The 14,126-nt window shown below is 72.1% G+C and carries 17 protein-coding genes; 15 read left to right on the top strand and 2 right to left on the bottom strand.

From position 1 onward, the window contains the following. The first annotated feature begins 7 nt into the window (after positions 1-7). The 6 genes from ASH01_RS00570 to trmD all read left to right on the top strand — a co-directional run bounded on the left by ASH01_RS00570 (position 8) and on the right by trmD (position 4,872). Entirely contained in the window at positions 8-1,096 is a 1,089-nt protein-coding gene (locus ASH01_RS00570; RefSeq protein WP_056770070.1) for an amidohydrolase family protein, read from the top strand. Beyond that, positions 1,086-2,033, top strand: a complete 948-nt coding sequence (locus tag ASH01_RS00565; protein WP_235509487.1) for a GNAT family N-acetyltransferase — start codon at positions 1,086-1,088, stop codon at positions 2,031-2,033. Before ASH01_RS00570 ends, ASH01_RS00565 begins: the two co-directional genes overlap by 11 nt. A 217-nt stretch (positions 2,034-2,250) precedes the next feature. Further along, positions 2,251-2,736, top strand: a complete 486-nt coding sequence (gene rpsP / locus ASH01_RS00560) for a 30S ribosomal protein S16 (RefSeq protein WP_056770065.1) — start codon at positions 2,251-2,253, stop codon at positions 2,734-2,736. Positions 2,737-2,738: 2 nt separating this feature from the next. Continuing rightward, positions 2,739-2,981 carry an RNA-binding protein gene (locus ASH01_RS00555; protein WP_020142764.1) on the top strand — a complete coding sequence of 81 codons (243 nt, stop codon included), beginning with the start codon at positions 2,739-2,741 and terminating at the stop codon, positions 2,979-2,981. Between the two features lie 125 nt (positions 2,982-3,106). Next, positions 3,107-3,634 (top strand): ribosome maturation factor RimM, encoded by a 528-nt coding sequence (gene rimM, locus ASH01_RS00550; protein ID WP_056770063.1) that lies wholly within the window; start codon positions 3,107-3,109, stop codon positions 3,632-3,634. Between the two features lie 47 nt (positions 3,635-3,681). Then, positions 3,682-4,872, top strand: a complete 1,191-nt coding sequence (gene trmD, locus ASH01_RS00545; RefSeq protein WP_056772432.1) for a tRNA (guanosine(37)-N1)-methyltransferase TrmD — start codon at positions 3,682-3,684, stop codon at positions 4,870-4,872. Between the two features lie 50 nt (positions 4,873-4,922). Here trmD and ASH01_RS00540 read toward each other — a convergent pair whose 3' ends face one another. After that, complete coding sequence (locus tag ASH01_RS00540; RefSeq protein WP_056770060.1) at positions 4,923-5,681, bottom strand: ABC transporter permease; 759 nt, start codon at positions 5,679-5,681, stop codon at positions 4,923-4,925. Positions 5,682-5,910: 229 nt separating this feature from the next. On the opposite strand from ASH01_RS00540, the gene rplS reads away from it, so the two are divergent. From rplS to ASH01_RS00495, 9 genes are all read left to right on the top strand, one after another. After that, complete coding sequence (gene rplS, locus ASH01_RS00535) at positions 5,911-6,285, top strand: 50S ribosomal protein L19 (RefSeq protein ID WP_056770056.1); 375 nt, start codon at positions 5,911-5,913, stop codon at positions 6,283-6,285. Positions 6,286-6,327: 42 nt separating this feature from the next. Then, complete coding sequence (lepB, locus tag ASH01_RS00530; RefSeq protein ID WP_056770053.1) at positions 6,328-7,110, top strand: signal peptidase I; 783 nt, start codon at positions 6,328-6,330, stop codon at positions 7,108-7,110. Continuing rightward, the gene (gene lepB, locus ASH01_RS00525; protein ID WP_056770050.1) at positions 7,110-8,006 is read left to right on the top strand and encodes a signal peptidase I; all 897 of its coding nucleotides are present in this window, start codon (positions 7,110-7,112) and stop codon (positions 8,004-8,006) included. The genes lepB (ASH01_RS00530) and lepB (ASH01_RS00525) overlap by 1 nt, the downstream gene beginning before the upstream one ends. 17 nt (positions 8,007-8,023) lie before the next feature. Beyond that, on the top strand, positions 8,024-8,794 hold the full coding sequence (locus tag ASH01_RS00520; RefSeq protein ID WP_056770047.1) for a ribonuclease HII: 771 nt from the start codon (positions 8,024-8,026) through the stop codon (positions 8,792-8,794). Beyond that, positions 8,791-9,111 carry a DUF2469 domain-containing protein gene (locus tag ASH01_RS00515; protein ID WP_028785386.1) on the top strand — a complete coding sequence of 107 codons (321 nt, stop codon included), beginning with the start codon at positions 8,791-8,793 and terminating at the stop codon, positions 9,109-9,111. The genes ASH01_RS00520 and ASH01_RS00515 overlap by 4 nt, the downstream gene beginning before the upstream one ends. A 102-nt stretch (positions 9,112-9,213) precedes the next feature. Continuing rightward, positions 9,214-9,579, top strand: a complete 366-nt coding sequence (locus ASH01_RS00510) for a YraN family protein (protein WP_056772429.1) — start codon at positions 9,214-9,216, stop codon at positions 9,577-9,579. After that, positions 9,579-11,141: a YifB family Mg chelatase-like AAA ATPase gene (locus tag ASH01_RS00505; RefSeq protein WP_056770045.1), complete on the top strand. Its 1,563-nt coding sequence runs from the start codon at positions 9,579-9,581 to the stop codon at positions 11,139-11,141. Before ASH01_RS00510 ends, ASH01_RS00505 begins: the two co-directional genes overlap by 1 nt. A gap of 63 nt (positions 11,142-11,204) precedes the next feature. Then, positions 11,205-12,311: a DNA-processing protein DprA gene (dprA, locus tag ASH01_RS00500; RefSeq protein ID WP_056770042.1), complete on the top strand. Its 1,107-nt coding sequence runs from the start codon at positions 11,205-11,207 to the stop codon at positions 12,309-12,311. A 203-nt stretch (positions 12,312-12,514) separates the two neighbouring features. Continuing rightward, positions 12,515-13,444: a tyrosine recombinase XerC gene (locus ASH01_RS00495; RefSeq protein ID WP_056770040.1), complete on the top strand. Its 930-nt coding sequence runs from the start codon at positions 12,515-12,517 to the stop codon at positions 13,442-13,444. Between the two features lie 16 nt (positions 13,445-13,460). Here ASH01_RS00495 and ASH01_RS00490 read toward each other — a convergent pair whose 3' ends face one another. Continuing rightward, positions 13,461-14,006 (bottom strand): M23 family metallopeptidase, encoded by a 546-nt coding sequence (locus ASH01_RS00490; RefSeq protein WP_082619317.1) that lies wholly within the window; start codon positions 14,004-14,006, stop codon positions 13,461-13,463. Positions 14,007-14,126 lie beyond the last annotated feature (120 nt).

Here is a 14,126-nt window from a genome sequence, read left to right as displayed (position 1 = left end):
CGGTGCCATGAGTGCACCGGTGCTCCACGTCCGCGGTCGGGTGCTCGTCGGTCCTGACGACGTCGTCGACGAGCTGTGGGTCATCGGAGGGCGTGTCTCGTTCACGCCGCCGAGCGACGGAAGCGACGTGCAGACGCTCGAGGGCTGGGTGCTGCCGGGTCTCGTCGACGCCCACTGCCACGTCGGTCTGGGGCCGCACGGTGGGGTGCCGCGCGAGGAGGCCGAGCTGCAAGCGATCACCGACCGTGACCGCGGCACGCTGCTCATCCGCGACGCGGGGCAGCCCGGCGACACGCACTGGGTCGACGAGCGCGACGACCTGCCCAAGATCATCCGCGCCGGCCGCCACATCGCCCGCACCCGGCGCTACATCCGCAACTACGCCCACGAGGTCGAGGAGGACGAGCTCGTCCGCCACGTCCGGCTCGAGGCGCACCGCGGCGACGGGTGGGTCAAGCTCGTCGGCGACTGGATCGACCGCGACGTCGGCGACCTCGCGCCGAGCTGGTCGCGGCAGGCCGTCGCCGACGCCATCGCGGCCGCGCACGAGGAGGGGGTCCGGGTCACGGCGCACTGCTTCGGCGAGGAGTCCCTGCGCGACCTCGCCGCCGCCGGCATCGACTGCATCGAGCACGCGACCGGCCTGCGCGAGGACTCGATCGACACCTTCGCCGCCCAGGGCATCGCCATCGTGCCGACCCTCGTCAACATCGCGCAGTTCCCCGACCTCGCCGAGCCGGCGAAGGAGAAGTTCCCCGACTACCACCGCCACATGCTCGACCTGCACGAGCGGCGCCACGCCACGGTCGGCGCGGCGCACGAGGCCGGCGTGCCGATCTACGTCGGCACCGACGCCGGTGGCAGCCTCCCGCACGGTCTCGTCGCGCAGGAGATGGTCGAGCTGACCAAGGCCGGCCTGACGAACGCCGAGGTCGTCGCGGCCGCGACGTGGGGCGCGCGCGAGTGGCTCGGACGCCCCGGCATCGTCGAGGGAGAGGACGCCGACCTCGTCGTCTACGCCGCCGACCCGATCGCCGACGTCACCGTCGTCGGCGAACCGCGAGGTGTCGTGCTGCGAGGTCGCGTTGTCGTCTGAGCACCTGCCCGGGCCCGCCGCCGACGAGGCGCCGCTCACCGCCGTGGGCGAGCGTGTCGAGGTGCGTCCCCCGTCGACGGCCGACATCGAGTCGTATGCCGCAGCCGTGACCCTCTCGGAGCGGCGCCTCGCGGACTTCGCCATGCCCAACCCGCACAACCTGCCGGTCGTCCTCGACCACCAGTCGCCGACCTACCGCACCTTCATGGTGCACGCGCTCGACCCCGAGGCCTCACACGGCCTCGTCGGGCGCATCAACGTCGCGAACGTCGTCGAGGGAGCCTTCCGCAGCGCGACCGTCGGCTACGACTCCTACGACCCGTATGCCGGCCGCGGACTCTTCGTCGAGGGGCTGCGCCTCACGCTCGACCTCGTCTTCGCCGACCAGCCGCACGGGATGGGCCTGCACCGCGTCGAGGCGAACATCCAGCCGGCCAACCACCGCTCCGCCGGGCTCGTGCGCTCGCTCGGCTTCGTCCACGAGGGCTTCTCGCGCGACTTCCTGCACCTGCCCGGCATCGACGGGCGCCGGGACTGGCGCGACCACGACCGTTTCACCCTGCTGTCCACCGACTGGCCGGCCGTGCCCTACCGGCCGCACGGCCACCGCCGCATCGCCTGCGTCGTGAACGGTTCGGGGTCCACGGCCTTCGGCGCCTACGGCGGCACGAGCCTGGCCTCGGCCCTGGCAGCCGAGCTCGGCATCCCGCTCTACACCGCGTCCATCGTCGAGAGCCCGGCCACGCTCTTCGAGCTGCTCCGCGTCTCACCGGTCGGCGGCGTCGTCGAGTGCCGGCTCGGCGGGCCGGAGCTGCGGATGGGCCTGGCCCGCGCGGGCTTCGAGCCCTCCGGGGTGCCGGTCCTCGAGGGCGCCACCGACGTGTCCCGGCGCGAGGTCGTGCGCCACGCCCTCGCGGTCCGCGCAGCCCACGCCTGAGGGCGCGGACGGCATACGCCATCGGGGTGGACGAGTCGCGCGCGCTCGCCCACTGGCGGGTGCGTGTCCGGAGCACCCCTTCGGGTCTGGCAGAATGGAGGGCTGTACCCGTCCGGCCGCTTCCGGCTGGACCGGACGCCTACACACCGAGCGTCGGCACCCCGGCTGAACCCAGCCGGTCTCGCCGCGCTCACTACTGGTTGAGGAGACCGCCACCATGGCAGTCAAGATCCGTCTGAAGCGCATGGGCAAGATCCGTGCACCGTTCTACCGCGTCGTCGTCATGGACTCGCGCACCAAGCGTGACGGCCGTGCCATCGAGGAGATCGGCAAGTACCACCCCACCGAGCAGCCGTCGCTCATCGACATCGACATCGAGCGCGCGCACTACTGGCTGGGCCAGGGCGCGCAGCCGACCGAGGCCGTCGCGGCGCTCATCAAGATCGTCGACGAGGGCAAGCTCCAGACCAAGGAGCCGAAGACCCCGAAGAAGGACCTCTACGAGGCTGCGATCGCCGCTGCCGGCGGCAAGACCGACGCCGGCACCGACGGCCCGACGCCGCGCAAGAAGGCCGCCAAGAAGGCCGAGCCCAAGGCTGAGGCCAAGGCCGACGAGCCCAAGGCCGACGAGCCCAAGGCCGCCGAGACGACCGAGGCTCCGGCCGAGGCTGCCGGCGACGACGCCGCGAAGGCCGAGGCCTGAGCATGCTCGAGGAGGCGCTCGAGCACCTCGTCAAGGGCATCGTCGACCACGACGAGGACGTCGTCGTGGTCCGCAAGGAGCTGCGCCGCGGTGAGCTGCTCGAGGTCCGGGTCCACCCCGACGACCTCGGCCGCGTCATCGGCCGCTCCGGCCGCACGGCGAGCGCGCTGCGCACCGTCGTCGGCGCCCTCGCGGGCAACAACAACGTGCGCGTCGACATCGTCGACACCGACCGCGTGCGCTGAGCGCCGACTCTGACAGAGTCACCGAGAGGGGCGTCCCGGACCACCGGGGCGCCCCTCTCGCGTGCCCGCGCCCGACCTTCGCGCACCGGTCTCCGACCGCCCCCAAACCTGAGAGGATTCGGCCCATGAACGTCGTCCTCGCCCGCATCGGCAAGCCCCACGGTCTGCGTGGAGAGGTGACCGTCCAGCTGCACACGGACGACCCCGAGACCCGCTTCGCGGTCGGCACCGTCATCGAGACCGAGGCCGAACCGGGGTCCGGAGTGCCCACCACGCTGACCATCGCGTCGACGCGCGTGCACCGCGGCATCTGGCTCATCACCTTCGAGGAGATCCCCGACCGCGTCGGCGCCGAGAGCCTGCGCGGGACGCGCCTCGTCCTGCCGGAGTCCAACCCCCAGGTCGAGGACGACGCCTTCTACGAGGAGGACCTCGTCGGGCTCGAGGCGCGCGACCCGAGCGGCGAGAAGGTCGGCACCGTGAGCGGCCTCGAGATCGGTCCCGCCCAGGACCGGCTCGTCCTCACCCTGACCGACGGCGTCACGGCCTACGTCCCGTTCGTCAAGCGCATCGTGCCCGTCGTCGCGGAGGACCACGTCGTCGTCGACCCGCCGCCCGGCCTCTTCGACCTCTACCGCGAGGGCACCGAGTGACCGTGCCCGACCCGCGTCGCGACCCGCGTCCGCCCAGGCGTCCGGCCATGCGCGTCGACGTCGTCTCGATCTTCCCCGACTACCTCGCCCCGCTCGACCTGTCCCTCATCGGCAAGGCGCGCGAGGACGGCCTCCTCGACGTCCGTGTCCACGACCTGCGCGACTTCACGCACGACCGGCACCGCACCGTCGACGACACCCCGTACGGCGGGGGAGCCGGCATGGTCATGAAGGCCCAGCCGTGGTCCGAGGCGCTCGACCACGTTCTCGCACAGGACAACCCGTCGCAGGCGAAGCCCCGGCTGATCGTCCCCGGGCCCGGTGGGCAGCCGTTCACGCAGGCGCTCGCGCGCGAGCTCGTCGACGAGCCGTGGCTCGCGTTCGCGTGCGGACGCTACGAGGGCATCGACGAGCGCGTCTACGACCACGCCCGCGAGGACCTCGGGCTCGAGGTGTCGGTCGTGAGCCTGGGGGACTACGTCCTCAACGGCGGCGAGGTGGCTGTCCTCGCCATGGTCGAGGCCGTCGGCCGGCTGGTGCCCGGCGTCATCGGCAACGCCGGGTCGCTCGTCGAGGAGTCGCACGAGGACGGCCTGCTCGAGTACCCCATCTACACCAAGCCCGCCTCGTGGAGCGGCCGCGACGTCCCGCCGGTCCTCCTCTCGGGCAACCACGGCGCCATCGCGGCCTGGCGGCACGAGCAGCGGCTCGCACGCACGGCGGAGCGGCGGCCCGACCTGCTCCACGCCTCGCACGCCGCCCCCGACGGCGGTGACGTCGTCATCAGTGCTGCGACGCCGGGCGACGTGCCCGAGCTCGCCGTGCTCATGCGCGCGTGCTGGGTCCAGGAGGCCGTCGCCAACGACACCCTTGACATCCCGGCCCTGCACGAGAGCCTCGACGACGTCCGGGCGAGCCTCGACACGACGCAGACGTGGGTCGCACGCAGCGGCGGCCGCCTCGTCGGAGCCGTCCGCACGAGCGCGGGCGCGTCCGACGACGACTGGTTCGTCGGGCGCCTCTGCGTCGCCCCGGACCTCCAGGGTCGTGGACTCGGCAAACGCCTCCTCGAGCACGCCGAGTCGACGGCGCCGGACGGCATACGCACGTTGACGCTGCACACGGGCGCGCGGAGCACCGACAACCTGCGGATGTACAAGAAGGCCGGCTACCGCCTCGTCGACACGGCCGCGCCGATCCCGGGCGCGGTCACCCTCGTCAAGCGCCGCCGCCGCTGACGGCGGGGCCTGCCTCAGGACGGGGCCTGCCTCAGGACTGGGGGCCTGCCTCAGGAGACGAGGGCCACGCCGAGGTCGGCGGGCAGCAGGAGGCGCCGGCGGATCAGCGCCGCCTGCACGCCGGCCGTGATCGACTGCGTCGCCATGATGGCGAAGAGGACGAGCACCTGTGCCGTGGCCGCCTGCACGGCGCTGCCACCACCGAGCATGACGCCGATGAAGGCGCCGGGCAGCGTGACGATGCCCGAGGTGCGCACCTGGTCCAGGCTTGGCAGGATCCCCTCGGGCACCCGTCGGGCGATGATCTCGTCGATGGCCTGGCTCGATGTGAGTCCCAGGGACAACGACGCCTCGTACTGCCCGTGCTCCTCGCGCAGCGCCGCGAAGGTGCGCCGCCCGACGAGCGTGTGCACCGTCATCGTGTTGCCGATGACGATGCCGGCGACCGGGATCACGGCGATCCCCGTCAGCGGGACCGCGCCGGTGGCGAGCACGATGGCGACGACGGGCACGACGCCACAGGCCATCGCGGCCGCGGCCCACGGCCACGTGCGTGGCGCACCGACCCGTTTGGACGTCGTCGCCACCGCCGTCGCGAACATGGCGCCCACGGCGAGGAACGACAGCCCCAGCGACCCGACCACCGCCGTGATGACAAGCGCCACGAGGGAGAGCTGGACGACCGCCCGGGCGCCGGCGATCGCCGACTGGCGTCCCAGACCCACGCCGCTCAGCCGGTTGGCGAGCAGCGTCACGACGAGCAGGACGGCGAGACAGAGGTACACGGGCCAGCCGGGGGAGACGTCCACGGGCCCACGCTAGGGCACCGAGGGTCGGCGTCCACCGCTGCCGATTTCTGGTATGCCGTGTGCTCTGGCAGACTTGCTCCTTGCGTCCGGCACACGACGGCCCCTGCCACAGGGGGAGTCGGGTCACCACCAGCTCGACCAGATCCACCGGTGACTCGACGCGGCCCGACGGACGCGACCCACACCTTTGTGACGAGGTGGCCTGTGGCACCCAGGAAAGCGAAGCATCATGCACACGTTTGACGACATCAACGCGGCATCGCTGCGCTCGGACGTTCCCGACTTCCGCGCCGGCGACACCCTCAAGGTCCACGTCAAGGTCATCGAGGGCACGCGCTCGCGTGTCCAGGTGTTCCAGGGCATCGTCATCCGTCGCCACGGCGGCGGCATCGGCGAGACCTTCACGGTCCGCAAGATCTCCTTCGGTGTCGGCGTCGAGCGCACCTTCCCGGTGCACACCCCGGTCATCGACAAGATCGAGGTCATGACCCGCGGTGACGTCCGCCGCGCGAAGCTGTACTACCTGCGCGGCCTGCGCGGCAAGGCTGCCAAGATCCGCGAGAAGCGCGACAGCATCCCGGCCAAGACCGGCGCCAAGAGCTGACGACCTGCTGACGCAGACGTCCGTCCAGTAACGCGAGGCGCGGTGGACCCCGAGCGGGCCGTTCCGGAACGATCCGGTACGTCCCAGCAGGCGGGGTCCGCCGCGCCTTCGTCGCGTCCGGGGGACGTCGCGACGTCGCCGTCAGGGCGCGACGGTGGCCGGGCTACCCACGCGGCGTATGCCGCCGCGCGACGTCACCGGTGGCTGCTCGGACCCGCGCTGCTCCTCCTCGCGATCGTCGTCGTCCGGGCCTTCCTCGTGACGCCCTTCGGCATCCCGAGCGAGTCGATGCAGGACACGCTCCTCATCGGCGACCGGATCCTCGTCAGCCGCACCACGGCGCCGGCCGACCTCCAGCGCGGCGACATCATCGTCTTCGACGCCTCCCAGGCGTTCAACCTGCGGGTGCCCGAGCGCGGCATCGTGCAGACCCTCGTCGAGGCCGTCGAGAGCCTGGCCGGCAAGGGCCAGCCCACCGACTACGTCAAGCGGATCATCGGTCTGCCGGGCGACCGCGTCAGGTGCTGTTCGGCCGACGGACGGCTCGAGGTCAACGGCGACGCCGTCAGCGAGCCCTACGTCGCACCGGGCCAGAAACCGAGCGCCCTGACCTTCGACGTGGCGGTGCCCGCCGACCGGTTCTGGGTCATGGGCGACAACCGCGGCTCGTCGTCCGACTCCCGTGCGCACCTCGGCGATCCGGGGGGCGGCATGGTGCCGGGGGACGACATCATCGGCAAGGTTTGGGTGCGATACTGGCCGCTCGGTCGGCTCGGATCGGTCGACCAAGGACAAATTGCCTCCGTCCCACGAAATGGTGAGTGATGTCGCAGTACACCGGACGCCCCGAAGACCCGACGCGCGGGCGCAGTGCTGACGACATCGACGGTGACCTCGACGACGACAACCTCGACGACGACTACGACGACGAGCCCCGCGGTTTCGGCGCGACCCTTTTCGCAGGCGTCAAGGAGCTCGTCATCGTCGTCGTCCTCGCGATGGCGCTCTCCTTCGTCGTCAAGACGTGGCTCTTCCAGGCCTTCTACATCCCGTCCGGGTCGATGGAGAACACCCTCGTCAAGGACGACCGCGTCATCGTCAGCAAGCTGACACCCGGACCGCTCGACCTCAAGCGCGGCGACGTCGTCGTCTTCGAGGACCCGGGCGTGCCCAGCCCGTGGCTCGGCGACCTCGGTGAGCAGCACAGCACCGTCGGTGGCCCCTTCCACGACGCCCTGGTCTTCGTCGGCCTGCTGCCCGAGGACTCCGAGAACCACCTCATCAAGCGCGTCATCGGCCTGCCGGGCGACCACGTCCAGGCCGACGGCGACACCGGCAAGCTCAAGGTCAACGGCGTCGAGATCACCGAGCCCTATGTCAAGCCCGGCGACTACCCGAGTGAGGGCAAGAAGTTCGACATCACGGTCCCCGCCGGGCGCGTCTGGGTCATGGGTGACCACCGGAGCGACTCCTCCGACAGCCGCTGGCACGACGACGGCACCGGGGCCACCGGCTCCGTGCCGATGGACAAGATCGTCGGTCGCGCCCTCTTCGTCGTTTGGCCGATCGACCACGTGACGTGGCTCGGCGTCCCCGAGCGCACCTTCTCGCAGGTCCCGACGCCCACGACGCCGTCGACGACCCCGACGAAGAAGGCCACGGTCAACCCCAGCCAGAGCGGCAAGCCGAGCGCCACGACGACGAAGGCCGCGGCGGGCTGATCCGCTCGAGCTACGCCATGGCACGCCCTGCTCCCTCCAAGAAGCCCTCGCTGCGCGTCGAGCGCGCCCTGCAGCGATCCGGTCACCGACTCCTCGCCGGCATGGACGAGGTGGGCCGCGGCGCGCTCGCCGGGCCGGTCAGCGTCGGTATCGTCGTCATCGACGAGACGGTGCGCTCGGCGCCCATCGGCGTCAAGGACTCCAAGCTCTTGACCGAGCGTGCTCGAACGGTGCTCGTGCCGCGCATCCAGCGCTGGGCCGTGGCCCACGCCGTCGGGCACGCGAGCCCTGACGAGATCGACGAGATCGGCATCATGGGTGCCCTGCGCCTTGCCGGGATGCGGGCCCTGGCGGGACTCGGCGTCGTGCCCGACCTCGTCATCCTCGACGGCAACCACGACTGGCTGACGGCCCCGACCGAGGTGGGGCTCTTCGCCTTCGCCGACGACTCCGCACCGACCACGCCGCCGGTGACGACGATGATCAAGGCCGACATGAAGTGTTCCTCGGTCGCGGCCGCGAGCGTGCTGGCCAAGGTCGAGCGCGACGACATGATGGTGGCCCTCTCGGCCGACCACCCGGCATACGGCTGGTCGCTCAACAAGGGCTACTCCGCGCCCGAGCACATGGACGCGCTGGCGCGTCTGGGCCCCTGCGAGCTGCACCGCCGCTCGTGGCGCCTGCCCGGCGTGTACGTGGGCGAGCCGGTCGAGGTGTTGAATGAGGGGACGGAGTCGTTCGCTCCGGCGCCCATCACGGCAGAGCAGACAGGGACGGCGATCAGGTGAGTTCGGAAGATCTCGAGAAGTACGAGACCGAGATGGAGCTCCAGCTCTACAAGGAGTACCGCGACGTCGTCGGCCTCTTCACCCACGTCGTCGAGACCGAGCGCCGCTTCTACCTCGCCAACTCGGTCGACGTGAAGGTGCGCTCCGACGGTGGTGAGGTCTTCTTCGACGTCACGATGGCCGACGCGTGGGTCTGGGACATCTACCGGCCGGCGCGGTTCGTCAAGAACGTGCGCGTCGTGACGTTCAAGGACGTCAACGTCGAGGAGCTGCCCAAGCCCGACATCAAACTGCCGGAGAACGGCGACTTCAGCTGAGCCGTCGGGCTTCGTCCACACCCCCTCGCCGATCGCGTATGCCGTCCACAGCCGCGCGCTGACGGGTGTCCTCGCCGGGTCGGCGCCGGGAGGGTGGTCGTCATGGACCTCTCCACCCGCGCCCTCGGTGACTACGGCGAACGCCTCGCGTGCCGCTACCTGCTCGCTGAGGGCCTGACGATCATCGACCGCAACTGGCGCTGCGCGCGCGGCGAGATCGACGTCGTCGCCGTCGACGGCCGCGAGCTCGTCGTCTGCGAGGTCAAGACCCGCACGAGCGAGGCCTTCGGCGCGCCGTTCGAGGCCGTGACGTGGCGCAAGCAGCGTCGGCTGCGGCGACTGGCCGGGCTCTGGCGCGACGACCACGACGAGCTCGCGCGGGGACTTGCCCTGCGCATCGACGTCATCTCGATCCTGCGGCCGCGCTCGGGACGGGCCAGCCTCCAGCACCTGCGCGGGGTGTGCTGATGGGCACCGGCCTCGGCCGCACCCGGTCGGTCGGGCTGCGTGGTGTGCACGGGTTCGTCGTCGACGTCGAGGCGCACGTGACGCCCGGCCTGCCCGGCTTCGCGATCAGCGGGCTCGGGGACTCGGCGGTCAAGCAGTCGTCCGACCGGATCAAGGCCGCCGCCGCCCGCATCGACGACATGCCGGTCAGCCAACGTCGCGTCACGGTCAACCTCTCGCCCGCGGGGGAGCGCAAGATCGGCACCGGCTTCGACCTGGCCATCTTCGTCGCGGTCGCCGCCGCGATGCGGCTGGTGCCACCCACGGTGGTGCGCGACCTCGTGCACATCGGAGAGGTGGGTCTCGACGGGACGGTGCGACCCGTCCCCGGCGTGCTGCCCCTGGTCCGGGCGGCCGCGATGACCGGGGTGCGTCATGTCGTCGTCCCCGTCGCCAACGCCGGCGAGGCCCGTCTCGTCTCGGGCATCCGCGTCCACCCCGTGGCCGACGTGACCGAGCTCGTCCGGCGCTATGACGCGCTGGGCAAGGGCCGGGGCGTCGACGAGGTTCCGGTGCCGCTCGTCGTGCCGCCTCCTCCCGAGGCGGTGCGCGACCTCAGCGAGGTCGTCGGGCAGGCCGACGCGAAGCTCGCCCTCGAGATCGCGGCGGCCGGCGGTCACCACCTGCTGCTCGCCGGTCCACCCGGTGCAGGCAAGACGATGCTCGCCGAACGGCTGCCGGGACTGCTGCCGGCCCTCGACGAGGCCGAGTCGATGGAGGTCACGGCGATCCACTCCGTCCTGGGTGCCCTCGGCGCCGGTGAGGACGTGCGACTCATCTCGAGACCACCGTTCGTCGCGCCGCACCACGGCGCGTCACAGGCCGCGGTCATCGGTGGCGGCAGCGGACACATCCGGCCCGGCGCCATCACCCAGGCCCACCGAGGAGTCTTGTTCCTCGACGAGACCCCCGAGTTCGACAAGGGGGTCCTGCAGTCGCTGCGCACGCCGCTCGAGCGCGGGTCCGTCTCCATCGCCCGCGCCCAGGAGACCGTGACGTTCCCGTCGCGCTTCCAGCTCGTCCTCGCCGCCAACCCGTGTCCGTGCGGCAACGGGTGGGGCAAGGGTCTCGACTGCACGTGCACGCCGCTCATGCGCCGCTCCTACTTCGGCAAGCTGAGCGGGCCGCTCCTCGACCGGGTCGACCTGCAGGTCCATGTCCAGCCTCCGGGCCTCTCGATGGCGGGGGCACCCGCGGGCGAGTCGACGACGTCGGTGGCCGCGCGGGTGGCGGGGGCGCGCGAGGCACAGGGTGAGCGCTGGTGCGAGGTGCTCGAACGCCGTCGCGGGGTCAACGCCGACGTCCCCGGCTCGGTCCTGCGCGGTCGGCCGTGGCGGCTCCCGACCTCGGCGACGACCACCCTCGACCGCGCCCTCGAGAGCGGCTCGCTCAGCCTCCGCGGCTATGACCGCACCCTGCGCTGCGCCTGGACCATCGCCGACGTCATGGGGCTGCAACGCCCCGGGCGCGAGGAGGTCGACCTCGCACTGTCGCTGCGCCACCGGGCCGGGGTGGCCGCATGAACGTGCGAGGCCGGCGCCGTTGGGCGGCTCACGGTCGCGTGGGCTCGATGGTGGGGGTGCGCCGTGGACGCTGACCGGTTCGCCCGAGCGGCGCTGTCGCGTCTCGCGGAGCCGTGCGACAAGGAGGTGCCCGGTCTCGTCGACGAGCTCGGAGCCGTCGAGACGTTCGAGCGCATCCGCGCCGGCCGGGGCACCTTGACCCGGTTCCGGGCCCGGCTGGCCACTCTCGACACCGAGCGCGACCTCGACATCGCGGCGAGGGTCGGCGCGCGGGTCGTCGTGCCCGGCGACGACGAGTGGCCGGAGCGGCTCGCGCAGATCCCCGTACCGCCCTACTGCCTCTGGGTCCGCGGGCCGCTCGACCTTGCCGAGACGGTGGAGCGCTCCGTCGCGATCGTCGGCTCCCGGACCGCCACCGGCTACGGCGAGCAGGTCGCCTCTGACATCGCAGCCGGCGTCGCGCGGAGGGGATGGAGCGTCGTGTCCGGCGCCGCGTTCGGCATCGACGGCAGTGCCCACCGCGGTGCCCTGGCCGTCGACGGAGCGACCATCGCCGTCCTGGCCGGAGGGGTCGAGCGGCCCTACCCCTCGGCGCATGCCACCCTCATCTCACGGATCGCCCGCGACGGACTCGTCGTGTCGGAGGTGGCCCCCGGGTCGGCGCCGATGAAGTCACGGTTCCTCGCCCGCAACCGGCTCATCGCCGGGATGACGCGCGGCACGATCGTCGTCGAGGCCGACCTGCGCTCCGGCTCGCGCAACACCGTCAAGCACGCGATCGAGGCCGGCCGCCACGTCGGCGCCGTGCCCGGTCCGACGACGTCGATGACGTCGGCCGGCTGTCACCAGGAGATCCGCGACGGCCGGGCGGTCCTCGTCACGAGTGCCGACGAGGTCATCGACCTCGTGGGCGACCTCGGCGACGACGCGTGCGAGCCGGCCCGCGGGCCGGTCCGGCCGGAGGACGACCTGCCACCTCTCGATGCCTCGGTCCTCGAGGTCGTGCCCTTCCGTTCCGGCCTGACCCTCGACGCCGTCGTCCGCCAGGTCGCCCTCGCGCCGCTCATGGTCCGGGCGGCGCTCGGACGCCTCGAGCGGAAGGGCCTCGTGACCGAGTCCGCCGGCACCTGGCGCAAACGCCCCCAGCCCCGCCAAGCCAAGCCCGACTGAGCGCCAGGTCCCCGTCGAGTGAGCGCGCAATCGCACTCGAGTGGCCGCTCCGCCACACGGGTCCCAAGGGGGTGAGTGACGGATGGGGTCACGCGGCCACTCGAGGACGGCGCGCCTCAGGCTCGAGCCCGGGACGTCGCTCCCGACGCGGTGCGGTACTTGCCTAACCACCGGCGCTTTGCGATGGTGCGGGAGTGACGGATGTGGTCAGGGCGGTGCCGGACGTGCTCGAGCAGCACTCCGAGCTGCTCCACGCATACGCCCGTCACCTCGGCGCCGAGCGGGGTCGCTCGGTCCACACCCGGCGTGCCTACCTCGGCGACGTCCGGCACCTGCTGACGTTCGCGGCGACGCGCGGGATCGACGAGATCGGTGACCTGCGCATCGGGGACCTGCGAGCGTGGCTGGGGGTCCAGGCCGACGCTGGCGCTGCCCGAGCGACGATCGCGCGCCGCGCTGCGTCCGCGCGCACCTTCCTCCGGTGGGCCGAACACACCGGTCGCATCCCCACCGACCCGTCCCTGCGCCTCGTCGCACCCAAGCGGTACGCCACGCTCCCCGGCGTCCTTCGTCAGGGCGAGGCCAGCGAGATGCTCGACCTCGCCGCCACCCGAGCCGACGACGAGGATCCGATCCACGTGCGTGACCGCGCGGTGCTCGAGCTGTTGTACGCCAGCGGCATTCGGGTGGGGGAGCTCGCAGCGCTCGACATCGACGACCTCGACCTGGCGCAGGGCGTCGTGCGCGTCATGGGCAAGGGCGCCAAGGAGCGGATCGTGCCGTTCGGTGCCCCCGCAGCGCGTGCCATAGAGGCGTGGCTGGCGGTCAGGTCCAGGCTCGTCGGTGAGCACTCCGGACCTGCGCTCTTCCTCGGCCGCCGGGGCCGGCGCGTCGACGCACGGCAGGTCCGATCCGCCGTGCACGAGCTGCTCTCGCACCTTCCCGATGCGCCGGACCTCGGTCCGCACGGTCTGCGTCACAGCGCCGCCACCCACCTGCTGGAGGGCGGCGCGGACCTCCGGATGGTCCAGGAGATCCTCGGCCACGCGAGCCTCGCGACGACGCAGATCTACACGCACGTCTCCGTCGACCGGCTCCGCCGCAGCTACGAGCAGGCCCATCCTCGAGCGTGACCGGGGCCGGTGGCTCCTACGTGAGCGGGAGCAGGACGACCGGCACCCGGCCGACGAACGACAGCGGGTCGAGGTAGGTCTCGCCCCGGAGGACGCCCCAGTGCAGACAGGTGCGAGGGGCGCAGTGACCCGGGGTCGCCGTCAGGACGCCGACGGTGTCGCCGCGGCCCACCGCGGTGCCGACGGGTGCGGCCGCGGCGACCGGCTCGAAGGTGCTCCTCAGGCCGCTGTCGTGCGCGACGACGACGACGGCACGTCCGGCGATGACGCCGCTCCAGGAGACGCGCCCCGCGGCCGGAGCCCGGACGGACTGACTCACGGTGGCGGCGAGGTCGACGCCGCGGTGGCCGGGCAGCCACGGCTGGTCGGGCGGGTCGAAGCGCCGCACCACCTCGGGCTCGGGGTCGAGCGGCCAACCCCACCGAGCAGCCGAGGGGCTCGACGCGACCTGAGTGGCCGGCCGGGCTCCCGCCATGCCCACGGGGGCGAACGGCGCCGCACTCGCCCCGGACACAGACGCAACGGCAAGGACGGTGCTGAGCAGTGCTGACCCGATGGACATCCCGTCATGCTCGTCCTGCAACCGCGGCCGTGCGACGTGTCCTCGTCTGCCTGTGGATGACCAGCCCATTCGCCCGGTGGCTGTGGAAGGCCGTCACGTGACGGCCAGGTGTGGCGTCGC

It is taken from the genome of Terrabacter sp. Soil811 (assembly GCF_001429655.1).
GTDB lineage: Bacteria > Actinomycetota > Actinomycetes > Actinomycetales > Dermatophilaceae > Terrabacter.
This window is presented reverse-complemented; position numbering and strand designations above follow the sequence as displayed.